General features: G+C 70.8%; 20 protein-coding genes. 6 read left to right on the top strand and 14 right to left on the bottom strand.

Translation table 11 applies throughout. The features are described from left to right. Positions 1 to 5 precede the first annotated feature (5 nt). The gene (locus ABZT49_RS12080; protein WP_355286312.1) at positions 6 to 788 is read left to right on the top strand and encodes an ATP-binding cassette domain-containing protein; all 783 of its coding nucleotides are present in this window, start codon (positions 6 to 8) and stop codon (positions 786 to 788) included. Positions 789 to 985: 197 nt separating this feature from the next. Here ABZT49_RS12080 and ABZT49_RS12075 read toward each other — a convergent pair whose 3' ends face one another. The 5 genes from ABZT49_RS12075 to ABZT49_RS12055 all read right to left on the bottom strand — a co-directional run bounded on the left by ABZT49_RS12075 (position 986) and on the right by ABZT49_RS12055 (position 4,918). Then, complete coding sequence (locus ABZT49_RS12075; RefSeq protein WP_355286310.1) at positions 986 to 1,360, bottom strand: hypothetical protein; 375 nt, start codon at positions 1,358 to 1,360, stop codon at positions 986 to 988. A 366-nt stretch (positions 1,361 to 1,726) separates the two neighbouring features. Then, complete coding sequence (locus tag ABZT49_RS12070; RefSeq protein WP_355286309.1) at positions 1,727 to 2,236, bottom strand: OsmC family protein; 510 nt, start codon at positions 2,234 to 2,236, stop codon at positions 1,727 to 1,729. A gap of 90 nt (positions 2,237 to 2,326) precedes the next feature. Then, a complete protein-coding gene (locus ABZT49_RS12065; protein ID WP_355286308.1) occupies positions 2,327 to 3,109 on the bottom strand; it encodes an ABC transporter ATP-binding protein in 783 nt (260 codons plus the stop codon). Between the two features lies 1 nt (position 3,110). Beyond that, positions 3,111 to 3,914, bottom strand: a complete 804-nt coding sequence (locus ABZT49_RS12060) for an ABC transporter permease (protein WP_355286311.1) — start codon at positions 3,912 to 3,914, stop codon at positions 3,111 to 3,113. 32 nt (positions 3,915 to 3,946) lie between these two features. Continuing rightward, on the bottom strand, positions 3,947 to 4,918 hold the full coding sequence (locus ABZT49_RS12055; protein WP_355286307.1) for an aliphatic sulfonate ABC transporter substrate-binding protein: 972 nt from the start codon (positions 4,916 to 4,918) through the stop codon (positions 3,947 to 3,949). A gap of 245 nt (positions 4,919 to 5,163) precedes the next feature. Between ABZT49_RS12055 and ABZT49_RS12050 the strand changes: the two genes are divergently transcribed. Further along, on the top strand, positions 5,164 to 8,004 hold the full coding sequence (locus ABZT49_RS12050) for a [protein-PII] uridylyltransferase (protein ID WP_355286306.1): 2,841 nt from the start codon (positions 5,164 to 5,166) through the stop codon (positions 8,002 to 8,004). A gap of 58 nt (positions 8,005 to 8,062) precedes the next feature. Continuing rightward, positions 8,063 to 8,659, top strand: coding sequence for a nucleotide exchange factor GrpE (grpE, locus tag ABZT49_RS12045; protein WP_355286305.1), 597 nt, complete (start codon positions 8,063 to 8,065; stop codon positions 8,657 to 8,659). Positions 8,660 to 8,858: 199 nt separating this feature from the next. Here grpE and ABZT49_RS12040 read toward each other — a convergent pair whose 3' ends face one another. From ABZT49_RS12040 to pabB, 3 genes are read right to left on the bottom strand one after another with little or no spacing between them, the layout of a single operon-like run. Next, entirely contained in the window at positions 8,859 to 9,704 is an 846-nt protein-coding gene (locus ABZT49_RS12040; protein ID WP_355286304.1) for an aminotransferase class IV, read from the bottom strand. After that, positions 9,691 to 10,302: an aminodeoxychorismate/anthranilate synthase component II gene (locus tag ABZT49_RS12035; RefSeq protein ID WP_355286303.1), complete on the bottom strand. Its 612-nt coding sequence runs from the start codon at positions 10,300 to 10,302 to the stop codon at positions 9,691 to 9,693. The genes ABZT49_RS12040 and ABZT49_RS12035 overlap by 14 nt, the downstream gene beginning before the upstream one ends. Beyond that, positions 10,299 to 11,804, bottom strand: a complete 1,506-nt coding sequence (gene pabB, locus ABZT49_RS12030; RefSeq protein ID WP_355286302.1) for an aminodeoxychorismate synthase component I — start codon at positions 11,802 to 11,804, stop codon at positions 10,299 to 10,301. Before pabB ends, ABZT49_RS12035 begins: the two co-directional genes overlap by 4 nt. 186 nt (positions 11,805 to 11,990) lie before the next feature. On the opposite strand from pabB, the gene rimO reads away from it, so the two are divergent. Then, positions 11,991 to 13,307: a 30S ribosomal protein S12 methylthiotransferase RimO gene (gene rimO / locus ABZT49_RS12025; RefSeq protein ID WP_355286301.1), complete on the top strand. Its 1,317-nt coding sequence runs from the start codon at positions 11,991 to 11,993 to the stop codon at positions 13,305 to 13,307. A gap of 546 nt (positions 13,308 to 13,853) precedes the next feature. Here rimO and pncA read toward each other — a convergent pair. Further along, entirely contained in the window at positions 13,854 to 14,507 is a 654-nt protein-coding gene (gene pncA, locus ABZT49_RS12020) for a bifunctional nicotinamidase/pyrazinamidase (RefSeq protein WP_355286300.1), read from the bottom strand. A gap of 204 nt (positions 14,508 to 14,711) precedes the next feature. Next, positions 14,712 to 15,686 carry a quinone oxidoreductase gene (locus ABZT49_RS12015; protein ID WP_355286299.1) on the bottom strand — a complete coding sequence of 325 codons (975 nt, stop codon included), beginning with the start codon at positions 15,684 to 15,686 and terminating at the stop codon, positions 14,712 to 14,714. Positions 15,687 to 15,817: 131 nt separating this feature from the next. On the opposite strand from ABZT49_RS12015, the gene ABZT49_RS12010 reads away from it, so the two are divergent. Then, positions 15,818 to 17,029, top strand: coding sequence for a UbiH/UbiF family hydroxylase (locus ABZT49_RS12010; protein WP_355286298.1), 1,212 nt, complete (start codon positions 15,818 to 15,820; stop codon positions 17,027 to 17,029). Between the two features lie 333 nt (positions 17,030 to 17,362). On the opposite strand, the gene ABZT49_RS12005 is transcribed toward ABZT49_RS12010, so the two are convergent. The 4 genes from ABZT49_RS12005 to ABZT49_RS11990 all read right to left on the bottom strand — a co-directional run bounded on the left by ABZT49_RS12005 (position 17,363) and on the right by ABZT49_RS11990 (position 20,648). Next, positions 17,363 to 17,929 (bottom strand): hypothetical protein, encoded by a 567-nt coding sequence (locus ABZT49_RS12005; protein WP_355286297.1) that lies wholly within the window; start codon positions 17,927 to 17,929, stop codon positions 17,363 to 17,365. After that, positions 17,919 to 18,833: a ParA family protein gene (locus ABZT49_RS12000; protein ID WP_355286296.1), complete on the bottom strand. Its 915-nt coding sequence runs from the start codon at positions 18,831 to 18,833 to the stop codon at positions 17,919 to 17,921. The genes ABZT49_RS12005 and ABZT49_RS12000 overlap by 11 nt, the downstream gene beginning before the upstream one ends. Positions 18,834 to 19,013: 180 nt before the next feature. Beyond that, positions 19,014 to 19,877, bottom strand: coding sequence for a hypothetical protein (locus ABZT49_RS11995; RefSeq protein WP_355286295.1), 864 nt, complete (start codon positions 19,875 to 19,877; stop codon positions 19,014 to 19,016). A 138-nt stretch (positions 19,878 to 20,015) separates the two neighbouring features. Continuing rightward, entirely contained in the window at positions 20,016 to 20,648 is a 633-nt protein-coding gene (locus ABZT49_RS11990) for a 2OG-Fe(II) oxygenase (protein ID WP_355286294.1), read from the bottom strand. Positions 20,649 to 21,027: 379 nt separating this feature from the next. On the opposite strand from ABZT49_RS11990, the gene ABZT49_RS11985 reads away from it, so the two are divergent. After that, complete coding sequence (locus ABZT49_RS11985; protein ID WP_355286293.1) at positions 21,028 to 22,818, top strand: ABC transporter ATP-binding protein/permease; 1,791 nt, start codon at positions 21,028 to 21,030, stop codon at positions 22,816 to 22,818. Positions 22,819 to 22,871: the final 53 nt, after the last annotated feature.

Genomic DNA, 22,871 nt, shown 5'->3' with positions numbered 1-22,871 from the left:
CCGCCATGCTGGCCCCCTCGCCCACCCGCCCCGAGGCCGTCGCGGTCCGCGACCTGCACAAGCATTTCGGCCGCAACGAGGTGTTGCGCGGCGTCTCGCTCTCGGCCCGCGAGGGCGAGGTGGTGGCGATCCTCGGCTCGTCCGGCTCCGGCAAGTCGACGCTGTTGCGCTGCATCAACCTCCTGGAGGTGCCGGAGGCGGGCGAGGTGGTGGTCGGCGACGAGACGGTGGCCTGGCGCGAGCGACGTGGCGGCCGGGTGCCGGCGGATACCAGGCAGGTCGACCGCATCCGCGCTCGCGTGGGCATGGTGTTCCAGAGCTTCAACCTCTGGTCCCACCGCACGGTGCTGGAGAACGTGATCGAGGCGCCGGTGCACGTGCTGGGGCGCAAGAAGTCCGACTGCGTCGCCGAGGCCGAGGCGCTGCTCGCCAAGGTCGGCATCGCCGACAAGCGCGACCACTACCCGGCCCACCTCTCCGGCGGCCAGCAGCAGCGCGCCGCCATCGCCCGGGCGCTCGCCATGCATCCGCGGGTGCTGCTCTTCGACGAGCCGACCTCCGCCCTCGACCCCGAGCGCGTTGCCGAGGTGCTGCGGGTGATGCGCGCGCTGGCCGAGGAGGGCCGCACCATGCTGGTCGTCACCCACGAGATGGCGTTTGCCCGCGACGTCGCCCACCGGGTGGTCTTTCTGCACGAGGGCCGGATCCTGGAGGACGGGCCGTCGGAGCAGGTTTTTTCCGCGCCGCGGTCGGACCGGTTCCGGCAGTTCCTGGCGCGGGGGGAGTGAGGCGGAGCCGGTCAAAATTTAAAAAACTATGTCCGTCTCGTCGGCGATCGCGCCATGACCGCGCGGAGCCTTCGCACTTTACGGCTTGGGCGACCCGTGCCGACGGTCGAAGTCGCGCGACGAGAAGTAGGCGTATCCCAAGCTGGCACCGATGACGGTGCCGACGACGGCGAGGAGCAGGGTCGTCACAGCCATGGTCATCCCTCGCTCTTCATGAACCGCAACGCGATGTGCCCTGCCAAGGGTAGGGCCAATCCCGCGAAAACCCAACGCAGGTCGACCTGATCTGGTGACGCGTGATTGCCGATGTAAGGCACGATGAACGCCGCACCGAGGACGGCCGCACCGAGCGTGTTGCAGAAGCTGCCGATCAGCTTCAGGTGCTCGTTGAGCTTCTTGGCATCGAGTTTGCGAAACGCCTCATCGGTGATGATGCGCTGACGGCGGCGCGACAGTCGCGCTTCCACGAAGCAAACAAGCGAAACACCGTAAAATCCGAACAAGAAACACAGCGCACCGAATAGAGCTTGCTTGACCGTTTCAGGTATAAAATCCGGAAACAGCAAAAACATAGGTGCGGATCGATCCTGTTCTTCTAGAGTGATGGCGAGCTATGGCTGTCCTGCCAGCCATCACGCCAACGATAGAAGCTAGCCGAGTCTCATATCTTAGTTTAATGACATCAATAGTCACTCTGCCATCGTATATTACCTAACGTCAAAAGAATGGCAAGCCACCTCTCGTCGGTGTCTGCCGGTTTCGATGTCCAGGCCCGGATTGACGGAGGACGCAAGGGCTCAGCCATGAGCGATCAGGCGCACTGCCAGCTCTCGGCGAAGCCCCTGCGCCGGCCTCGGGACAGGCCGGCAGGCGGAAGGGCATCGTACATCGATGTCCGCCCACGAAATGTTCGGCAGGAGCTTGCCGCGGGCCCCGCCTCACCCCCGCATCATTACCACGTCCAGATGCGGCTTCTGGTTGATGGTCTGGAACACCACGCAGTAGCGCTCGGTCAGCTTCAGCAGTTGATCGAGCTTTTCCTGCGGCGCATCCGTGTCGACCTCGAAGCTGAGCCGGATCGAGCGGAAGCCGACCGGCGCGCCCTTGTCGACGCCCAGCGTGCCGCGGAAGTCGAGGTCGCCCTCGGCCTTGACCAAGCCCTTGCGCAACGGAATCTCGAGCGCGGTCGCCACCGCCTTCAGGGTCACGCCGGCGCAGGCGACCAGCGCCTCGAGCAGCATGTCGCCGGAGCAGAGCTCGGCGCCCGATCCACCACTCGCCGGGTGAAGGCCCGCCACAGCCAGCGCCCGGCCGGTCTCGACCTTGCAGGCGATGCCGCCGTCGTCGAGCGAGCCCTGCGCCTTCAGGGTGACGACCGCCGCCTCCGGATCGCCGCGGTAGCGGTCCTTGATCGGGGCCTGGAGCGAGCGCAGTTCGGTGGCGTCCATGGGATGTCCTCCCTGTTTATGGGCGAACGGCTTAGCATCCTGCGCCGTCGCCCCGCCAGTGCTCGCGGCCAGGGGCTTACACCCGGAGGCTCACCACCATAGGGCGGAGGCGTCGGGCTTGGCGCGGTCGGCCTCGCCCTCAGGGCGCAGCGAGCGGTCGAGGCTCGCCAGGATGGTGCGGGCGGCGGCCTCGCTGCCCGGCGCCGAGGCCTGGCGCGGACGGCTCAACGGAAGCGGGATCGTGTCGTCGATCCGGCCGGGCTTCGGGCGCAACACCACGGCGCGGTCGGCGAGGGCCACCGCCTCGGCGACGTCGTGGGTGACGAGGAGCACGGTCGGCCGGCTCTCTTCCCACAGGGAGAGGAGATGGCGGTGCAGCCCGGCCCGGGTCAGGGCGTCGAGGGCCGAGAACGGCTCGTCGAGGAGCAGCACCTTCGGGGCGGCGACGAAGGCGCGGGCGATCGCCACCCGTTGCTGCTGGCCGCCCGACAGGTCGCGCGGCCAGCGCTGGGAATGCTCGGCGAGGCCGACGCGGTCGAGCGCGTGCGCCACCCGGGCGCGGCGTTCAGCCTTCGGCAGGTCGGCGAGGCCGAAGGCGACGTTGTCGGCGACGCTGAGCCAGGGCAGGAGCCGCGGCTCCTGAAACACGATGCCGACGCCCGGATGCGGCGCCGTCACGCCCTCGCCGTCGAGGTGGATCGTCCCGGCGCTCGCCCGGTCGAGCCCGGCGATGAGGCGCAGCAGGGTGGTCTTGCCGCAGCCCGAACCGCCGATCAGCGCCACGATCTCGCCGGCCCGCAGGGTGAGCGAGATGTCGGCGAGCGCCCGCGTGCCGTCGGCATAGGTCTTCGACAGCCGGTCGAGAATCAGCATCTCACAGGGTATCCCGCGCTGTGTCCTGCCAGCGGGCGAGCGGCGCGGTCAGGCCGACGAGAAGCGCGTCACAGAGCTTGCCCAATCCGGCGAAGGCCAGGATCGCCGCGACGATCTGGTCCGGCTTGCCGAGCTGCTGGCCGTCGAGAAGGAGGTAGCCGAGGCCTTCCGAGGCGCCGAGCAGCTCGGCCGCCGCCACGAACATGAAGCCGAGGCCCAGCCCCGTGCGCAGGGCCACCAGCGTCGCGGGCAGCACCGCCGGCAGCAGGATGCGCCGGGCGAGATCCAGCCGCGACAGCCGGAAGACGCGGCCGACCTCGACCAGCTTGCGGTCGACGCCCGCGATGGCGCCCGCCACCCCGAGATAGACCGGAAAGAACACCCCGACGGCGATCAGGGTGATCTTCGAGGCCTCGAAGATGCCGAACCACAGGATGAACAGCGGCACCCAGGCGATCGAGGGAATCGCCCGCAGGGCCTGGAGGCTCGGATCGACGAGGCGCCGGACGAGCGGCAGAGTGCCGGTGAGCGCGCCGACCAGGATCCCGGCGAGCGCCCCGAAGCCGAAGCCGGCCGCGACCCGGGTCAGGCTGGCGAGCACGTGGGTCCACAATTCGCCGCTCGCCGCGAGGCTCCACAGGGTGGCCAGCACCCGGCTCGGCGGCGGCACCAGCCGGCCCTGGGCCAGCCCCGCCCTGACGGCCGCTTCCCAGGCGAGGGCGAGCGCCAGCGGCAGGACGAGGCCGGCGAGGACCCGTCCGCCGGGCAGGCGCAGGGCCTTCCTGGAAGACGTGTCGGGCGCGATCGCGAGGGGAAGCGGGCCCGCTTCCGCCGGCCTCACGGCGCCGCCGGCCCGAAGCGCGGGTCGATCAGGGCCTCGACCGCGGCGCCGACATCGGTCCCGGCCGGGATCACCCCGGCATCGAGGAGCGCGGTGCCGGCATCGAGGATCGTCTCGGCCTGGAGCTTGCCGATGATCGGCTGCGACAGGTCGGTGCGCTCGAGCTGGCGCGCCACTACCGGCTCGGGCAGCTTCGTCGCCGCCACCAGGATCCGCTTCAATTCCTGCGGGTCGGACAGCGCGAGCTTGCGCGCCTCCTCGTAGGCCGCCAGCACCGTGCGGGTCAGGTCCGGGTTCTGCTTGGCGAAATCCTCGCGGACGTTGAGCACGCCCCAGGTATTGGCGGCGGCGTCGCGGTGAAAGAGCACGTCGCCGTTCTCGATCTCCGCCGCCGCCATGATCGGGTCGAGGCCGGCCCAGGCATCGACGTCGCCGCGGTCCAGCGCCGTGCGCCCGTCCGGGTGCTGGAGCAGCACCAGCTTCACGTCGCGCTCGGTGAGGCCGGCGCCGCGCAGCGCGCGGATCAGGAAGATGTGCGGGTCGGTGCCGCGGGTCACCGCGACGCGGCGGCCCTTCAGGTCCTTCACCGCCTGGATTCCGGTATTCGGCCGGGTCACGAGGGCGGTCCATTCCGGCCGCGAGTAGGCGTAGACCGCCTTGATCGGGTTGCCGTTGATCCGCGCCAGCAGGGCCGCCGCGCCGGCGGTCGAGCCGAGATCGATCGAACCCGCATTGAGGAATTCGAGCGCCTTGTTCGAGCCCAGCGACTGGACCCAGCGCACCGTAACGCCCTTGGGAGCCAGCGCCTTCTCCAGCAGGCCCTTGTCCTTCAGGACGAGGCTGACCGGATTGTAGGTCGCCCAGTCGAGGCGCACCTCCTTGGCCGATTGCGCCAGCGCCGGCGGGATGGCGGCGAGGCCGACGGCCCCGAGGGCGGCGCCGATGAGCGCGCGGCGATGGATGCGCATCGTCTCTCCCTGGCTGGCCGCCGGCGTTTCTCGGATGCGGGCGGACCGTCGCCATAGCTAGGGCGGGTCGTTCGGAGTGTCAAACGTTCCGGACGATGAAGCGGATTAGCCTTTGTATCGAACGCCACGGCCCGCATGCCCCTGGATGACGCGCGGAAGCGTTGGCTTTCCGCCGGCCGTGATGCGAAACAGGCGGGAACGCGACGGGACCCGGCCGCGCTTCCCTCCTGACAAGCCCGGCTGCCATGCCCGACCTCACCGCCATCGACCCGTCCGACACCGACGCCGCCCTCAAGGCCCTGCTCGCCGGCATCGACCAGTCCCTGAGCGACCCGACCCGCCTGCGCGAGCGGCTGGTGCCGGAGCTGCGCCGCATCATCGAGGCGGGCCGCGCGAAGGCCGAGCGGCAGCTCCTCGCCGAGCGTGACGGCCATGCCTGCGCCGGGCTGATCTGCGCCCAGATGGATGCGGTGATCCGGGCGATCTACGACGCGGTGGTCAAGCGGCTCTACCGCTCCGACAACCCGACCGCGGCCGAGCAGATCGCCGTGGTGGCGACCGGCGGCTACGGCCGCGGCCTGCTGGCGCCGGGCTCCGACATCGATCTTCTGTTCCTGCTGCCCTACAAGCAGACCGCCTGGAGCGAGAGCGTCGTCGAGGCGATGCTCTACGTGCTGTGGGACCTCAAGCTGAAGGTCGGTCACGCCACCCGCTCGGTCGCGGAATGCCTGCGCGAGGGCCGCGGCGACATGACGATCCGCACGGCGCTGCTCGAATCGCGCTTCCTGTTCGGCGACCGCGCCCTGTTCGACGAACTGGAGACCCGCTTCGACCGCGAGGTGGTGCAGGGCACGGCGGCCGAGTTCGTCGAAGCGAAGCTCAAGGAGCGCGACGCGCGGGTGCAGAAGAGCGGCGCCTCGCGCTACCTCGTCGAGCCCAACGTCAAGGACGGCAAGGGCGGTCTTCGCGACCTCAACACCCTGTTCTGGATCGCCAAGTACACCTTCCGGGTGAAGGAGGCCGAGGACCTGGTCGAGGCCGGCCTGTTCACGCCCGACGAGCTCCGGCTGTTCCAGCGCTGCGATGAGTTCCTGTGGCGGGTGCGCTGCCACATGCACTTCGTCACCGGGCGGGCGGAGGAGCGGCTGTCCTTCGGCCTCCAGCCGCGCATCGCCGAGCGCCTCGATTACGGCGCCCGCGGCGGCCTCGCGGCGGTCGAGCGGTTCATGAAATCGTACTTCCTGATCGCCAAGGATGTCGGCGACCTCACCGCCATCGTCTGCGCCGAGATGGAGGCGCGCCACGCCAAGCGCCCGCCGGTGCTCGACCGCTGGCTGCGCCGCTTCAAGCAGCACTTCCGCGCGCCCGACCTCGAGGCGAACGATTTCCGCATCCATACCGGCCGGCTCGACCTGCGGGACGACGGCGCCTTCGAGCGCGATCCGGTCAACCTGATCCGGCTGTTCTGGCTCTCCGACCGGCACGACCTCGCGATCCATCCCGATGCCAGCCGGCTCGCGACGCGTTCGCTCGCCCTGATCGGCCCGATGGTGCGGGTCGATCCGGAGGCCAACCGCCTGTTCGTCGAGCTGCTCACCTCGCAGAACGCCCCCGAGACGGTGCTCCGGCACATGAACGAGACCGGGGTGCTCGGGCGCTTCGTGCCGGATTTCGGCCGCATCGTCGCGATGATGCAGTTCAACATGTACCACCACTTCACGGTGGACGAGCACCTGATCCGCTCGCTCGGCGTGCTGGCCAAGATCGAGGCCGGGGAGCTGGAGGACGAGCATCCGCTCGCCCACCGCATCGTCGGCACGATCCAGAACCGCCGCGCCCTCTACGTGGCGATGTTCCTGCACGACATCGCCAAGGGCCGGAAGGACGACCACTCGATCGCCGGCGCGGCGGTGGCGCGCAAGCTCGGGCCGCGCTTCGGGCTGGATGCCGCCGAGACCAGCACCGTCGCCTGGCTCATCGAGCATCACCTCCTGATGTCGATGACGGCCCAGAGCCGCGACCTGTCGGACCCGAAGACCATCGAGACCTTCGCGGGCGTGGTGCAGAGCCTGGAGCGGCTGAAGCTGCTGCTGGTCCTCACCATCGCCGACATCAAGGCGGTCGGTCCCGGCACCTGGACCGCCTGGAAGGCGACGTTGCTGCGCACGCTCTACTACGAGACCGAGATGGTCCTGTCGGGCGGGCGCTCGGAGATCCCGCGCACCGATCGGGTGCGGCTGATCCAGATGCGCCTGCGCGAGCAACTCGCCGACTGGACGGCCGAGGAGTTCGACGCCTACGCCGCCCGCCACTACCCGCATTACTGGCTGAAGGTCGATGCCGGGCGCCAGCTCAAGAACGCCCGCTTCATCCGCACGGCGAGCGAGGCCGGCAACACCGTCGCCACCGCCTTCGAGACCGATCAGTCCCGTGGCGTCACCGAGCTCTGCGTCTACTCGCCGGACCATCCGCGCCTGCTGGCGATCCTCACCGGCGCCTGCGCGGCGTCGGGCGGCAACATCGTCGACGCGCAGATCTTCACCACCGCCGACGGATTCGTGCTCGATACCATCACCCTGTCGCGGGCCTTCGAGCGCGACGAGGACGAGCTGCGCCGGGCCGGCCGCATCGCCACCGCGATCGAGCGGGCGCTGAAGGGCGAGATCCGCATCGCCGACCTCGTCGCCGACAAGCACCCGGCGAAGGACCGGCCGCGCACCTTCCAGGTCGCCCCCGACCTGTCGATCGACAACGCGCTCTCGGCCCGCGAGACGGTTCTGGAGATCTCCGGTCTCGACCGGCCGGGCCTGCTCTTCGATCTCACCTCGGCGCTCGGCCGGCTCAACCTCAACATCACCTCGGCCCATGTCGCGACCTTCGGCGAGCGGGCGGTCGACGTGTTCTACGTCACCGACCTCACCGGCACCAAGGTGACCCAGCCCGACCGGCAGGCGACAATCCGCCGGGCCGTGATGGCGGTGTTCGAGGCCGACCTGCCCCGGGGCGAGCGGGGCCGCCGCGGCGCGGGCAAGGGCGGCCTCACGGACGAGGCGGGCGAGGTGGCCCCGGCCGCCGGCGAAGCTTGATTTCGCCCGCCGTCCACCTGATATCGGGGTCATTCCCGGACCCCTTTTTGGAATGACGATGACGCCGAACGACACGGAGAACGCCGCACGGGCTTACGAGCCCGAGGCTGCCGAGGGCGCTCCCGCCTCCGCGCCGGGGGCCGCGCCGACCGCCGACGCGCTCGCCGCGCTCGAGGCCGAGAAGCTCGACCTCAAGGACAAGCTGCTGCGCACGCTCGCCGATATGGAGAACCTGCGCCGGCGCACCGAGCGCGAGGTGACCGACGCTCGCACCTACGCGGTGACGAACTTCGCCCGCGACATGCTCAACGCCGCCGACAACGTCCGGCGCGCCCTCGAGAGCGTGCCGGCCGATGCCCGTGCCAGCGCCGAGGGCCCGCTCAAGGCCCTGGTCGACGGGATCGAGCTGACCGAGCGCGACCTGCTCAAGACCCTGGAGCGCCACGGCGTGAAACGGGTCGATCCGCAGGGCCAGCGCTTCGACCCCAACCTGCACCAGGCGATGTTCGAGGTGCCCAACCCCGACGTCACCTCCGGCACGGTCGTGCAGGTGGTGCAATCGGGCTACGTCATCGGCGACCGCGTCCTGCGCCCGGCCCTGGTCGGCGTGGCGAAGGGCGGCCCGAAGGCCGAGGCGAAGCCGGCGGAAGGCTGAGGCCACGACGCCAACCCTCCCCCCTCTGCGGGGGAGGGTGCCCCGCGGATGCGGGGCGGGAGAGGGGAAGCGCGACGCAGATCCAGGTGGCACCTTCATCGAGCGCGCGATCTCTCCGGAGACGGCGTCCCCTCTCCCGCCCCACTTCGTGGGGCACTCTCCCCCGCAGAAGGGGGAGGGTTCAGGGGTGCCTGCCGCCTCACCCCTCCGGCGCCATCCCGCAGGCCTGCGCGATCTCCGCCGACAGCGCCACCTGCAACGCCCGCAAAGCCGGATGCCCGGCGCTGGCATAGTCCCGCCCGGCGATCCGCCGCACCGGTGCGACGAGCCGCAGGGAATTGGTAACGAACACGGCCTCCGCCCCCGCCAGGTCGTCCGGCGCGAGCGGGCGCTCGCTCGGGACGAGGCCGAGGCCGGGAGCGAGGGCGAGCAGCCTCGCCCGCACGATGCCGGCCAGCACCCCCTCGCTCAAGGAGGGCGTGACGACCGACGTCCCGAACACCGCGAACAGGGTGCCGGTCCCGGCGCAGGCGACCCGCCCCGCCATGTTGAGGAAGAGCGCCTCGTCGTGGCCCTCCCGTGCCGCCGCCTCGGCGGCGAGCACCGCGTCGAGGTAGCCCAGCGTCTTGTGGCGCGCGGTCGGCGAGGTCTCGTTGCGGCGGATCGCGCTCCAGCCGAGCGAGAGACCCGAGAACACGACACCCGCGCGCAACGGCGCGGCGCTCGCCCACAGGACCGGGCGCGGCTCGGCCGGGGGACGCAGGCCTCGCGGCCCGGACCCGCGGGTCACGGTGGTGCGGATCGCCGCCCGCGCGTGGCCGGCCGCGACCGCCCGCATCGCCGTGCGGGCCTCCTCGGCATCGAAGCGGAAGCCGAGCGCCGCGGCGGCCGCGACGAGCCGCGCCAGATGCGCCTCCTCCGCCACCACCGTGCCGCCGAGCGCCATGGCGGTGTCGAACACCCCGTCGCCGAGGAGCAGGCCGCGGTCGGCGAGGTCGAAGGGCGCGGTCGTCCCCTCCTGCACGCGTCCGTCACGCCACAGCACGGTGCCGTCCTCCCGCATCGCGCCAGCGCCGGGCGAGGTCCAGAAAATTGCCGAACAGGACGTGGCCGTACTCGGTCAGCACCGATTCCGGGTGGAACTGCACGCCCCAGGTCGGGTGCCGGAGGTGCGAGAGCGCCATCACCTCGCCCTCGGGCGAGACCGCGTCGACGCGCAGATGCTCCGCCATGCCGGGGGCCGATTCCACGATCAGCGAATGGTAGCGCCCGACCGTGAGCGGCGCCGGCAGGCCCTGGAACACGCCCTGTCCGTCATGGGTGATCGCCGTCGCGTGGCCGTGGAGCGGACGCCGTGCCCGCGCCACCCGGCCGCCGAAGGCTGCCCCGATACATTGGTGGCCGAGGCAGATTCCGAGGAGCGGCACCTCGCCCGACAAGGCGCGGATGGCGGGGAGCGACACCCCGGCCTCCGCCGGGCTGCACGGCCCGGGCGAGATCACCACCGCCTCCGGGCTCAAAGCCCGGATGCCGGCGACGTCGAGGGCGTCGTTGCGCGCCACCTGCACCGTGGCGCCAAGCTCCTCGAAATAGCGCACCACGTTGAAGACGAAGGAATCGTAGTTGTCGATGACGAGGATCATGCGCCCTCCCCGCTCAAGCAACGTCCGATCGCGCTGCGATCGGACGTTGCTCGATCTCTTCGATTATGCCGCGTTTTCTTCGACGGACCGGTATCCACTTCGTCGGAAAACGCTCCAGTGAAGGCCGCGAAGACCCGCTCGGCCTTGGTCAGGGTCTCGCGGTACTCGGCCTCCGGGTCCGACAGGAGCGTGATCCCGCCCCCGGCCTGGAGCACGGCGCGGTCGTCGTCCATCAGCACCGTGCGGATGGCGATGCTGGTGTCGAGGCTGCCGTCGAACCCGATCCAGCCGATCGCCCCGCAATACAACTCGCGGGCATCCCCCTCGATCTCCGTGATGATGTCCATCGCGCGCAGCTTCGGCGCCCCGGTGATCGAGCCGCCCGGAAAGGTGGCCGCCAGCAGGTCGAGCCCGTCCGCCCCCTCCCGCAGCGTGCCGGTGACCGACGAGACGAGGTGATGGACCCCCGCATAGGTCTCGAGCCCGCAGAGCGTCGGCACGGCGACGCTGTGGGGCGCGCAGATCCGCGACAGGTCGTTGCGCAGCAGATCGACGATCATCACGTTCTCGGCCCGCTCCTTGGCGCTGGCGAGCAGCGCCTCGGCCCGGGCCCGGTCCTCGACAGGATCGGCGGAGCGGGGCGCCGTGCCCTTGATCGGCCGGGTCTCGACTTGGTCCCCGTCGAGGCGCAGGAAGCGCTCGGGCGAGGACGAGGCGACGGTCAGCCCGTCGAGTTCGAGGTAGGCCGCGAAGGGCGCGGGGTTGCGCGCCCGCAGGCGCCGGTAGAACGCGAAGGCGTCGAAGCCCGGCGGCAGGGCCGCCTCGAAGCGCTGGGCGATGTTGGCCTGGTAGATGTCGCCGGCCCGGATGTAGTCCCGCACCCGCTCGACCGCCCGGGCGTAGGATTCCGCCGTGAAGTTCGAGCGCCAGGCGAGGGGCGGCACCGGCGCGGTGTCCTGCGCCGGCTCGGGACCGTTCAGGACCGCCTCCAGGGCGTCGAGGTCGGACGCGGCCTTGGCGGCCCGGGCGGCCGGATCGGTCTCGGGAAAGCCGGTGGCGATCAGGTGGCAGGTGCCGGCCCGGTGGTCGAAGGCGACCACGGTGGCGTAGAGGTCGAAGGCGAGGTCGTCGGTCAGGCCCGCGCGGCGCGCGGGCGCCGCCACCCGCTCCAGGCTGGCGCCGAGATCGTAGGCCGCGTAGCCGATCGCCCCGCCCTGGAACGGCGGCAGGGCGGGATCCGGCGCGATGCGCCAGGGGGCGAGCATCGCCCTGAGCGCCGCGAGAGGCTCGCCCGGCACCGGCGCACCGTTCCAGAAGGCCCGGCCGCCGCGCACCCGAAAACACCCGAACGGGTCGGCGGCGAGGTAGGAGTGGCGCCCGAGGCTGTCGTGGCGCATGGCGCTGTCGAGGAGCGCGAGGCCGGATCGCCCGCGCGGATGTCGGCCGCGCAGGCGGGACGCGGCGGCGGCGGGATCCTGGGGGGTGACGGAGCGGCTCCACATCGCGCCGTGATAGCGGAGGCCGGGGCCGCGACGGAAGCTGTCCGTCGGGCCAAGAGGCCAGGCCCGTGACGCCCGCCCCGCCCTGTGCTAGAGGCCTGCCCCAGCATCCTTCCCTAAATCCTTGATCCTGCTCGCCGCCGCCTTGGCCGTGGGCCGGCGCCGCATCCTGCCGAAATCTCCTCTGCCATGAACGCACCCGCCCCCAAGATCTCCTTCGTGTCGCTCGGCTGTCCCAAGGCCCTGGTCGATTCCGAGCGCATCCTCACCCATCTGCGCGCCGAGGGCTACGAGCTCGCGCGCAAGCACGACGGTGCCGACGTGGTGATCGTCAACACCTGCGGCTTCCTCGATTCGGCGAAGGCCGAGTCGCTGCAGGCGATCGGCGACGCGATGGCGGAGAACGGCCGGGTGATCGTCACCGGCTGCATGGGTGCCCAGCCGGAGGAGATCCGGGAGAAATATCCGAACCTGCTCGCGGTCACCGGGCCGCAGGCCTACGAATCGGTGGTGGCGGCGGTCCACGAGGCGGTGCCCCCGGCGCACGACCCGTTCCTGGATCTGGTCCCGCCGCAGGGCGTCAAGCTGACGCCGCGGCACTACGCGTACCTGAAGATCTCGGAGGGCTGCAACAACCGCTGCACCTTCTGCATCATCCCGCAGCTGCGCGGCGACCTCGTCAGCCGCCCGGCGGCGGACGTGCTGCGCGAGGCCGAGAAGCTGGTGAAGGCCGGCGTCAAGGAGCTGCTCGTCGTCTCGCAGGATACCAGCGCCTACGGCATCGACACCCGCTACGCCACGAGCCCCTGGCGCGACCGCGAGGTGCGGGCCCGGTTCTACGACCTCGCCAAGGAGCTCGGCGAGCTCGGCGCCTGGGTGCGCCTGCACTACGTCTACCCCTACCCGCATGTCGACGAGGTCATCCCGCTGATGGCCGAGGGCAAGGTGCTGCCGTATCTCGACATGCCGCTGCAGCACGCCAGCCCCGCCGTGCTCAAGCGCATGCGCCGCCCGGGCAACCAGGAGAAGATGCTGGAGCGCATCCGCTCCTGGCGCGCCACCTGCCCGGACCTCGCGATCCGCTCGACCTTCATCGTCGGCTTCCCCGGCGAGACCGAGGAAGAGTTCGAGGAACTGCTGACCTGGCTCAAGGAGGCCAAGCTCGAGCGCGTCGGCTGCTTCCAGTACGAGCCGGTCCGCGGCGCCCCCGCCAACGCGGTGGCCGAGGCCGTGCCGGACGCGGTCAAGGCCGAGCGCCAGCGCCGGTTCATGGAGACGCAGCAGGCGGTGTCCTTGAGGCTCCAGAAGGCCAAGGTCGGCAAGCGCCTGCCGGTGATCATCGACGCCGCCGGCCCGACGGTGGCCAAGGGCCGCTCGAAATACGACGCCCCCGAGATCGACGGCAACGTCCACGTCGCCTTCCGCCGCCCGGTCCGGGTCGGCGACATCGTGACGGTGAAGATCGAGTCGGCGGATGCCTACGACCTGCACGGGGTGGCGGTGTAGCGATGCCGCTCTGGCTCATCGCATCGCGACCGGGTGCGAGGTCGGTGAGCCGAGCTGGTCCGCCGTCGCGCTTTTCCCGGCGCTCGGCGTCGGCGGGGTGCTCTACGCGCGGTACCTCGCCCGCGCGTTCTCCCGTCGATGGGGCCGGCCCGAGGATCGGGACTGAGCCGTGGTTCACGGCAGGGCCAAGTCAGACTGGGTGAGTCGTTCAAGCTCCCCTTTCCCGGACGACTGAAGCGTCAGCTGAAGGAAATCCGGGATCCAGCGGAGGAAGTGCCGCGAAGCGGCTTCGTATGCTGCAACGTTGCAGGTGCAAGGGCGCTTCGCGACTTCTTGTGCTGGATCCCGGATCTCCTTCCGCTGACGCTTCAGTCGTCCGGGAAAGGGCGGCGAGGCAAAACGGAGCCGTTTTCTCGCCGTGGGCGTCTTCGAATGAAGTGGGATGCGTCCTGCTTAACCCTGCATCGTCGGCGGTTATGGATCCCGGGTTCCGCTCGCGCGGCCCCGGGATGACGCGGAGGGTGTGAGCTCTGGCAGGAGGCAGTCTTACGGGGCCTCCCCCCCGATCGCCCCGCTCTCCTCCCGCTCCACGCCTGCCGCCGCCATGTCGCCCCAGGCCCGCTCGAGCGAGCCGTCGAGGTCGATCGCCCGGCAGGCATCCTCGACCACCACCGCCTGGAACCCCGCCTCCCGCGCGTCGATGGCGCTCCAGCCGACGCAGTAATCGGTGGCGACGCCGCACAGGAAGACCCGGGTGAAGCCGCGCTCGCGCAGGTAGCCGGCGAGCCCGGTCGAGGTGGTGCGGTCGGCCTCGCGGAAGGCCGAGTAGCTGTCGATCCCGGGCCGGTAGCCCTTGCGGATCACCAGTTGCGCGTGGGGCAGCTCCAGCCTCCGTGACAGGTCCGCCCCGGGGGTGCCCTGGATGCAGTGCTCCGGCCACAGGACCTGCGTGCCGTAGGGGAGTTCCACGGTGCCGAAGGGCGCCTTGCCCGGATGGCTCGTGGCGAAGGAGGCGTGGCCCGCCGGGTGCCAGTCCTGGGTCAGGGCGACGTGCTTGAACTTGCGCCCGAGCGCGTTGATCGGCCCGATCACCGCGTCCCCGTCCGGCACCGCGAGGGTGCCGCCGGGCAGGAAGTCGGCCTGGACGTCGATGACGAGGAGCAGGTCGGTTTCGGTCGCTTGCAGGGCGTACGAAGCCATCGTCGAGAATCTCCGCCGGATCATCCGGTCGCGGTCCGGAGGACCGATTCGGCCCGGATATCGCAGGGGAATTCTAAGCGGATCTCCGGTAGTGGGCCACCGGTCATCCGCTTGAATTCATTTCTGATTGTAGAATATCATTGCAAATCTGGAATTCGTTTTTGCGAAGAGCGAGTTGCGACCGGCTGACTCTGTTTCATGGTATCACGGATGCATCACCGTCGCACCGGTCGTCTGCCGCCCGGCGAGGTCGGCATGGACCTTCGGCGCGTCGGCGAGTCTTGCCCGCGTATGGACCGGGATTTTCACCGCGCCGCTCCGCACCACCTCGAACAGGTCGGCGGCCATCTCGTCCAGCACTGCCCGGTCGGCGGTGTGGGTGAACAGGACCGGGCGGGTGGCGTAGAGCGAGCCCTTCTGGGCGAGCAGGCTGATGTCGAACTGCGTCACCGCGCCCGAGGCGCTGCCGAAATTCACGTAATAGCCGAACGGCCGCAGGCAATCGAGCGAGGCCGGGAAGGTCGCCTGGCCGACGCCGTCATAGACGACCTGGCAGCCCTTGCCGCCGGTGATCTCCTTCACCTTCGCGGCGAAATCCTCGTTGCGGTACAGGATGACGTGGTCGCAGCCGTGCTGGCGGGCGAGTTCGGCCTTGTCCTCCGAGCCGACAGTACCGATCACCGTGGCGCCGAGATGCTTGGCCCATTGCGTCGCGATCAGCCCGACGCCGCCGGCGGCGGCGTGGAACAGGATCGTGTCGCCGGGCTGGACCTTGTAGGTGCGCCGCAGCAGGTACTGGGTGGTGAGGCCCTTCAGCATCATCGCGGCGGCGGTGTCGTCGTCGATGCCGTCGGGCAGGCGCACCACCTGCTTGGCGTCAACCAAAACTTCCTCGGCATAGGTGCCGGCGGCCGAGCCGTAGGCGACCCGGTCGCCCGGCGTGAAGCCGGTGACGCCCTCGCCCACCGCCACCACGGTGCCGGCGCCTTCGTTGCCGGGGGTGAAGGGAAGCTGGGGCGCCTTGTAGTGACCGGAGCGGAAGTAGATGTCGATGAAGTTGACGCCGACCGCGCTCTGGCGCACCCGGATCTGGCCGGGACCGGGTTCGCCGACCGTCACCTCCTCGTAGCGCATCACCTCGGGGCCGCCATACTCGTGAACCCGGATCGCCTTCGGCATCGCCCGCTCCCATCGTGGTCTTTGTGTGCGGCCGGGATGATAGGTGCGGCCCCGTGTTCGGCAATGGCCGGGATGGCGGACCGGCCCCGCGCGACCCAGATCTCCCGGCAGACCGTGCAAGGACCCGTTCCGTGAGCCAGACAGCCGACCCGAATCCTGAAGGCCCCCTCTACGACGTGGCGGTGGTCGGCGCCGGCGCGGTCGGGCTGGCGGCGGCCCTGGCGCTCGCCCGCGACGGCGTGCGGACGGCGCTCGTCGGCCGCCACGCCCCCGTGGCCGATGGGCGCACCGTGGCGCTCCTCGACGGCTCGGTGCGGCTGCTGCGCGCCCTCGGCGCCTGGGAGGGGCTGGAGCCCAAGGCCGCCCCGCTCGCCGAGATGCACCTGATCGACGACACCGGCAGCCTCTTTCGCCCGCCGCCGGCCCGCTTCGTCGCCCGCGAGATCGGCCTCGACGCCTTCGGCTGGAACATCGAGAACGCCCGCCTCGTCGAGGCCCTGCGCGCCCGCGCCCGAGCGCTGCCGGACCTCACCCTCGTCGAGCACGATGCCGCCGGCCGTACCATTGGTGAGGATCGTGCGGTGCTGGCCCTGGAGGGCGGCGGCCGCGTCGCGGCCCGTCTCGTCGTCGCGGCCGATGGCGGCGGCTCGCCCTTGCGCGAGGAAGCCGGTCTCGCGGCGCGGCGCTGGACCTACCCGCAGAAGGCCCTGACCACGATCCTGGCGCATGCCCGCGACCACCGCGAGGTCTCGACCGAGTTCCACACCCGCGAGGGACCCTTCACCCTGGTGCCGCTGCCGGGCGGGCGCCGCTCCAGCCTGGTCTGGGTCTCGGCGGAGGCGCGGGCCGAGCGCCTGTTCGAACTCGACGACGCGGCTTTGGCCGCCGCGATCGAGCGCCAGGCGCAGTCGATGCTCGGTGCCATGCGGATCGACGGGCCGCGGGGCCTGGTGCCGATGCGCGGCCTGTCCGTGCCGCGCCCGGTCGGGCCGCGGCTGGCGCTGGTCGGCGAGGCCGCCCACGTCTTCCCGCCGATCGGCGCGCAGGGGCTGAATCTCGGCCTTCGCGACGCCGCGGCCCTGCGCGACGCGGTGGCGGGCTCCCGCGACGCCGGAGCCGAGTCGGTGCTGTCGGGCTTCGCCCGCGGCCGGGCGCTCGACGCCCGCCTTCGCACCGGCGCGGTCGACACCCTCAATCGCAGCCTGCTCACCGCCTTCCTGCCGAGCGACCTCGCCCGCGGCGCGGGGCTGCTGGCGCTTTCGACCATCGCGCCGTTGCGTCGGCTCGTGATGCGCGAGGGCGTGACCCCGCGGCTGGGGACGCCGACGCTGATGAGGGGGTGACGGCGGGGGATGCCCCAAAATGTCCGAGTCGATGCGGAGCGCATCTCCCCTGTCCCATGCGGGTTTACAGGATGCGCTGCGTCTTCGTCGAATCGGTCAGAGCCTGTTTGATTGGCACCCTAGGATTTCGCACCCTCCGGGTCATTCCGGGGCCGCGCAGCGGAGCCCGGAATCCAGAAACGCAGGTCGGAGAGAATAAAGCGGAACGCGATCCGCTCTTTTCTACACCATCCGCGCGTCCGGATTCCGGGCTCCGCTGCGCGGCCCCGGAATGACCCGGAGGGTATTATTACTGCTGGAGAGAATCAGCTCGGCTGTCGGGCGGAAACCCGATCACTCCTGCTGCCTGGGCCTCCGCGGCGGGCGAGCGGCCATCGCCGCTGAAGCGAGCGCGTCGGCGGGGGCGGGCTTGCCGCGGGCCGGCGTACGCGCCTTCGCGGGGGCCGGGGGCGGCACGGGTTCCGATGTCGGCTCGGCCGACGCCGCGTCGACCGCCTTGGCGGCGGGCTTCGGCTTCGCCGGCGCCCTGGCAGGCGCCTTCGCGGGTTTCGGCTTCGCCGCCGGGCTTGCGACCGGGTCGAGGTCGGCGGCGATCGCCATCAGGTGGCGGCGATGCGCGACGGCCGGGCCGTCCTTGAGGTCCGGGTGATGCTTGTCGAGGCGGGTGACCAGGGCCTTGACCTCGGCATCCTTCAGCCCGTCGACGATCAGCGCCAGGGGCTGGGGACCCAGCGCCTCGCGCACCGCGCGCAGGCCCGCCAGGTCGAGGGTCTTGGCTTTCAGCTGCTTCGTCACCAGGGCGTGGGCGGCCTTGGTGACGTCGCTGCGGATCGCCGGGAACGCCTGCGGCGCCTCCGCGATCGCGCACAGGACCGCGAGGCCGTCGATCTCAAGCGCCATCCAGGGCCTCCTTCAGTTCGGTCACCACCGGCGTGATCACCTCGCCGATCAGGTCGCGGGTCTGGTCACGATACTTGTTGGCGAAGGTCTGATACTCCAGCGTCAGCGCGTTCGCCAGGGCCGCCGATTGCGGCACGCGGGTCTTGAACAGACGGAACCGCGCGCCTTCCGCGGCGGCACTCTCCTGCAGGTTGGCGTAGGTGGTCGCCTGCTGCTTGGTGTTCTGCCAGCGGGTGATCAGCACGTGCGGCGGGCGCTGGGGCGCCAGCATGCTCTCGGAGGCGCTGCCGACGCCCCAGATCGTCTCGTAGAACGCCTTGAGGCCGTAGGTGGAGAGGAAGTCCGAGATGCAGGCGACCACCACGAGGTCGCAGGCCCGGATCGCCACCTCGGTCATCGGCGAGATGCCGGGCGCGCAGTCGAACAGCACGTAGTCGTACTGCTCGCGCAGGGGCACGAAGTCTTCCTGGAACAGCTTCCACAGGTGGCCCTCGATGGCATGCATCGAGTACTTGCGCTTGGTGAGCGCGTAGATGATCTCGCGCTCGACGATGCGCAGCGACGGGCCGGAGGCGATGAGCGAGATCGGCAGCGGCTCGCCTAGATGCGTGGTGCTCGAGACGTAGTCGCGGATGAAGTCCGGCAGGGCGGCCTTGTCGCGGTCGACGATGCGCAGGCCGAGATAATAGTCGAGGGTGCGGCCCCCGGTGATCATCTCGGCTAGGATGCCGTCGCCGGCAAAGCACACCGAGGCGCTGGCCTGCGGATCGAGGTCGATCACCAGCACCGAGGCGCCGCCGGCGGCGAGCGCATCGGCCAGCATCACCACGCTGGTGGTCTTGCCGACGCCGCCCTTCATGTTGGCGACAGCCACGAGCTTCCCTGGAACGAGCTTGCCGGTCATGCGCGTCGGCCCGGCCGCGGGACGGGGATGCGGGTCCGCAGCGGCGAGGCGGCGGGCGGGCTTGACGGGGCCATCAGGGCTCTCTTCACGGCGGGTCCCCTTTCCACCACCGGTGTTTGCGGCGAGTCAAGCGCGGTTGCAGTTTGTTTCTCGCCGACTTTTGCTCGTCACCTTGCGGCCTCAGCCGCCGGAGCAGCGGGTATAAGTCGCCGAGCCGCGCTCGGACGCCCAGGTCAGCCGGCTTCCCGCCACGGTCAGGCGCACCCGCGAGGTCCAGTGGCGGCCGGCGCTGTGGCAGGCGGCGGTCACGGTCCAGGTGCGGCCGTCGCGCCGCCGGTCGCGGAACTGGCACAGGGTCTTGCCGGCCCGGGCGCTCCCCGGCCGGAGCACGGCGGGCAGGAAGCCGCGACGGGCGGAGCGGCTCCGGGCGCAGGCCGCGGCGCTCGGGCCCCACACGCCCGCATAGGCCGGCGCGGCCTCCTCCTCGTCGTCCTCGGCGGCCGCTTCGGTCTGGCGAGCTTCAACCTGGCGCGGCGTCTCCCGCACGGGGGTCCCGCGCCCAGCCGGGCGCGCGGCGGCGCGGGTCTCAGGCTCACCCTCCCGGCGGGCCTCCTCGCGCAGCTCCCGTTTCGTCGGCCCCGTCGCGGACCGGGCCGGCGCGCCCGCGGACCGCTCCTCGGGATCGTCATCGGGCGCGAGGTCGTGCGCCGGCGCGGCCTTCACCGGGCCGAAGCCGGATTCCGACGGCGCGTCCCGCAACGCCGCGGCCCCCTCCTGCGGGGCACCGTCGCGGGCGCCGATCCGGCCCGGCGGCTCGCGCCAGCCGCCCGCCGGCTGGCCCGCCTCCGGCGGCACGGCGTCCGGCGGCGGACGGCGGCGGTAGATCGGGATTGTGGAGCGGTAGGGCTTCGACAGGACCGGCGGGTCGGCGGGCATCTCGAGGTCCGACTGCGCGACGGCCCGGCCCGGCCCGACCATGCAGGCCGCCCCGGCCAGCACGAACAGGCCGGCCACGACAAGGCCCGCGCGGTGAAACGCCCTCATGATGCCCCCAAGCGTCCCCCGGCGGATGCCGGCGGTCAAGTCTTAGAGCGCGCGCGAACCCCGTGGACATGGGTCCCGGGGCCGGGCACGCAGCGAAATCCTCGGTGTCTCCCGGCGGACACTGTCCTAACGGCTGATCTATCGGCCGAAGATGCCCTTCAGGAACTGCGCCGTGCGGTTGCGCTTGCGCTTGCGCTCCAGCTCGGCCGCGTCCTTGACCCAGGCGACCTGGACCACCCGGCGCTCGCCCTCGAACGGCCGGTGGCCGTGCCAGGAATTGTCGGCGCGCAGGAAGGCGAACATCGTCCCCATCGTCGGCGGCACCTCGACCGCGTAGGGCTCGAACCGCTCGCCGTCGTAGAGCACGCGCAGGCGCCCGGCCTCCGGCGCGTCCCACTCGTCATTCATGTAGATGAGCAGCGTCATCACCTTCGAGGGACCGTCGGTGTGGATCGCGCCGTATTTCGGCTGCGAGCGGCGCATGATCGTGGTGAGCCGCGGGCAGGCGACGAGGTCGAGGCCGAACTTCTCGCCGAGCACCCGCGAGAAGTCGTCGCTCTCGAGTTCCTCGATCAGATCCTTGAAGCGGCCGGTGAGCTGCACCTCGTCGACCGTGAGGTAGCCGGGCTTCGCGATCGACGGGAAGTCGCGCTTCAGGTCGGCGATCGCCTCGGATCGCAGAACCTGCCGGCCGAGGAAGTAATGGTAGGGGTCGTGCGCGACGGGGGCGGCGCGCACGGCGTCGACATCGAGGATCGAGAGGGACGACATGAGGTGATCGCACTCGTCAGGTCAAGCGGCGGCTGTTCCGCGGCCGCGCATTCCGCGGCCTGCCGGAAACCACTGGACCATCGGGGCGGATTGCGGCGGCGGCGGGGCACCGCGGCATTTGGTCTGACAGCGGGCACGGCCGGCGGTGACGACGGCGCGTTCACGTCTCGGCGAGCGTGCCGGAGTGCCGCCCTGCCGCAGGTGGACGGGGTTTAACTTGCAACGGCAACGGCGCCATGGTCCTGCCACGGGGCTGACCCATGGCGGGTCGCAAGGCCGCCTGCCGATCCCGGCGCGCTCTCGACCGCCACCGAATCACCGGCCCGCCCTCCCGGCGGGCCCGCTTGAGGCCCGCCCGCCGGGCGGCCCGGAGACCGCGATGCACGGCTTGAAGCAGGCCCTCCTGCAGATCTGGCGCCTGGCCTACCCCTATTACACCACCCGCGAGGTCACGACGGTGCGGCTGTGGCCGCTGCCGGCGGTGCAGATGCAGGAGCGCTGGGTCGCGCTCACCATGGCGGTCCTGGTGATCGGCATCGAGTTCGCCCAGGTCGCCATCAACGTGCGCCTGTCGTACTTCAACCGCGACTGGTTCAACGCCATCCAGGGCAAGGATGCGACGGCATTCTGGTCGCTGCTGTTCTCGGTGTTCTGCCTCTGGGCCGCGGTCTACGTGGCGAGCGCGATCATCCAGTACGTGATCCAGTCGTTCCTGCGGATCCGCTGGCGTGCCTGGATGACCCGGCACTACGTCGACCGCTGGCTCGGGCACAACACCCATTACCGTATGGGCTTCTCCGGCGCCCAGGCCGACAACCCCGACCAGCGCATCGCCGACGACATCGACCAGTTCACCCAGACCACCCAGTCGCTGACGATCAGCTTCATCTCGGCGGTCTCGAACCTGATCTCGTTCTCGGTCATCCTGTGGAACATCTCGTCGGCCTTCACGGTGCCGGGGACGAGCTGGCACGTGCCGGGCTTCCTGGTCTGGGGCGCGCTGATCTATTCGGCGCTGGTCACCTGGCTCACCCACCGCATCGGCCGGGCCCTGGTCGGGCTCAACTTCGAGCAGCAGCGCCGCGAGGCGGATTTCCGCTTCTCCCTCGCCCGGCTGCGCGAGTACGGCGAGCAGGTGGCGCTCCTCGGCGGCGCCCGGGCCGAGCGGGCCTCGCTCGGTGAGCGCTTCAGCGCGCTGATCCAGAACTTCTACGCCATCGTCGACCGCCGCAAGAAGCTCGCCGCCTTCACGGTCAGCTACCAGCAGGTCAACGTGGTGATCCCCTACATCCTGGTCGCACCCTACTACTTCGCCGGCCAGATCCCGCTCGGGGTGATGACGCAGACCGCCGGTGCGTTCTCGCGGGTCGAGGGCACGATGTCGTTCTTCATCACGTTCTACGTGACGCTGGCCGACTACAAGGCGCAGGTCGACCGGCTCACCACCTTCGACGCCGCGATGGCCCGGGCCGACGCGATGGCGGCGGGCAGCGCCCTCTCGGTCCGACCGACCGGCGGCGGTGGCCTCCACCTCAAGGGCCTCGCCCTCGACCTGCCGGACGGACGGCGCATCGCCGAGGCCCCCGCCCTCTCGTTCCGGCCCGGCGAGACGACATTGCTGACCGGTCCCTCGGGCTCGGGCAAGTCGACGCTGTTTCGCGCCATCGCGGGCATCTGGCCTTTCGGTGAGGGCTCGGTCGCGACGCCGGAGGGCGCGCGCCTGATGCTGCTGCCGCAGCGGCCCTACCTGCCGATGGGGACCTTGCGCGCCGCCGCCACCTACCCGGAGCCCGCCGGGCAGCACGACGACGCGGCGATCCGCGCGGCGCTCGAGGCGGCCCGCCTGCCCCACCTCGCCTCCCGCCTCGATGAGGAGGCGCCCTGGGCCCAAGCCCTCTCGCTTGGCGAGCAGCAGCGCCTTGCCATCGCCCGGGCGCTGCTGGCGAAGCCCGACTGGCTCTTCCTCGACGAGGCCACCGCCGCCCTCGACGAGCCGACCGAGGCCGCGCTCTACCGCATGCTGCGCCAGGAAATGCCGGACACCACCATCGTCTCGATCGGCCACCGCTCGACGCTGACCGCCTTCCACGACCGCCGGATCGACATGACCCGGCGCGAGGATGGCCGCTTCGTGCCGACGGACCTCGTCGCGGCGATGCCGGCGCAGTAGACGCTTCCAGCCGCGGGTGACGAAGCGCAAGGGTGACGAAGCGCCTTGACGCG

Origin of the sequence: Methylobacterium sp. EM32, from assembly GCF_040593685.1 — a bacterium.
In the GTDB taxonomy this organism is placed as follows: Bacteria; Pseudomonadota; Alphaproteobacteria; order Rhizobiales; family Beijerinckiaceae; genus Methylobacterium.
The sequence above is the reverse complement of the archived record's forward strand: the minus strand, read 5'-3'. Positions and strand labels throughout refer to the sequence as shown.

What these genes read in the sequence shown, in the direction of transcription:
- ABZT49_RS12080 (WP_355286312.1), top strand. Translation starts at nt 6, where the DNA reads ATGCTGGCCCCCTCGCCCACCCGCCCCGAGGCCGTCGCGGTCCGCGAC.
- ABZT49_RS12075 (WP_355286310.1), bottom strand. Translation starts at nt 1,360, where the DNA reads ATGTTTTTGCTGTTTCCGGATTTTATACCTGAAACGGTCAAGCAAGCT.
- ABZT49_RS12070 (WP_355286309.1), bottom strand. Translation starts at nt 2,236, where the DNA reads ATGGACGCCACCGAACTGCGCTCGCTCCAGGCCCCGATCAAGGACCGC.
- ABZT49_RS12065 (WP_355286308.1), bottom strand. Translation starts at nt 3,109, where the DNA reads ATGCTGATTCTCGACCGGCTGTCGAAGACCTATGCCGACGGCACGCGG.
- ABZT49_RS12055 (WP_355286307.1), bottom strand. Translation starts at nt 4,918, where the DNA reads ATGCGCATCCATCGCCGCGCGCTCATCGGCGCCGCCCTCGGGGCCGTC.
- ABZT49_RS12050 (WP_355286306.1), top strand. Translation starts at nt 5,164, where the DNA reads ATGCCCGACCTCACCGCCATCGACCCGTCCGACACCGACGCCGCCCTC.
- grpE (WP_355286305.1), top strand. Translation starts at nt 8,063, where the DNA reads ATGACGCCGAACGACACGGAGAACGCCGCACGGGCTTACGAGCCCGAG.
- ABZT49_RS12035 (WP_355286303.1), bottom strand. Translation starts at nt 10,302, where the DNA reads ATGATCCTCGTCATCGACAACTACGATTCCTTCGTCTTCAACGTGGTG.
- pabB (WP_355286302.1), bottom strand. Translation starts at nt 11,804, where the DNA reads ATGTGGAGCCGCTCCGTCACCCCCCAGGATCCCGCCGCCGCCGCGTCC.
- rimO (WP_355286301.1), top strand. Translation starts at nt 11,991, where the DNA reads ATGAACGCACCCGCCCCCAAGATCTCCTTCGTGTCGCTCGGCTGTCCC.
- pncA (WP_355286300.1), bottom strand. Translation starts at nt 14,507, where the DNA reads ATGGCTTCGTACGCCCTGCAAGCGACCGAAACCGACCTGCTCCTCGTC.
- ABZT49_RS12015 (WP_355286299.1), bottom strand. Translation starts at nt 15,686, where the DNA reads ATGCCGAAGGCGATCCGGGTTCACGAGTATGGCGGCCCCGAGGTGATG.
- ABZT49_RS12005 (WP_355286297.1), bottom strand. Translation starts at nt 17,929, where the DNA reads ATGGCGCTTGAGATCGACGGCCTCGCGGTCCTGTGCGCGATCGCGGAG.
- ABZT49_RS12000 (WP_355286296.1), bottom strand. Translation starts at nt 18,833, where the DNA reads ATGACCGGCAAGCTCGTTCCAGGGAAGCTCGTGGCTGTCGCCAACATG.
- ABZT49_RS11995 (WP_355286295.1), bottom strand. Translation starts at nt 19,877, where the DNA reads ATGAGGGCGTTTCACCGCGCGGGCCTTGTCGTGGCCGGCCTGTTCGTG.
- ABZT49_RS11990 (WP_355286294.1), bottom strand. Translation starts at nt 20,648, where the DNA reads ATGTCGTCCCTCTCGATCCTCGATGTCGACGCCGTGCGCGCCGCCCCC.
- ABZT49_RS11985 (WP_355286293.1), top strand. Translation starts at nt 21,028, where the DNA reads ATGCACGGCTTGAAGCAGGCCCTCCTGCAGATCTGGCGCCTGGCCTAC.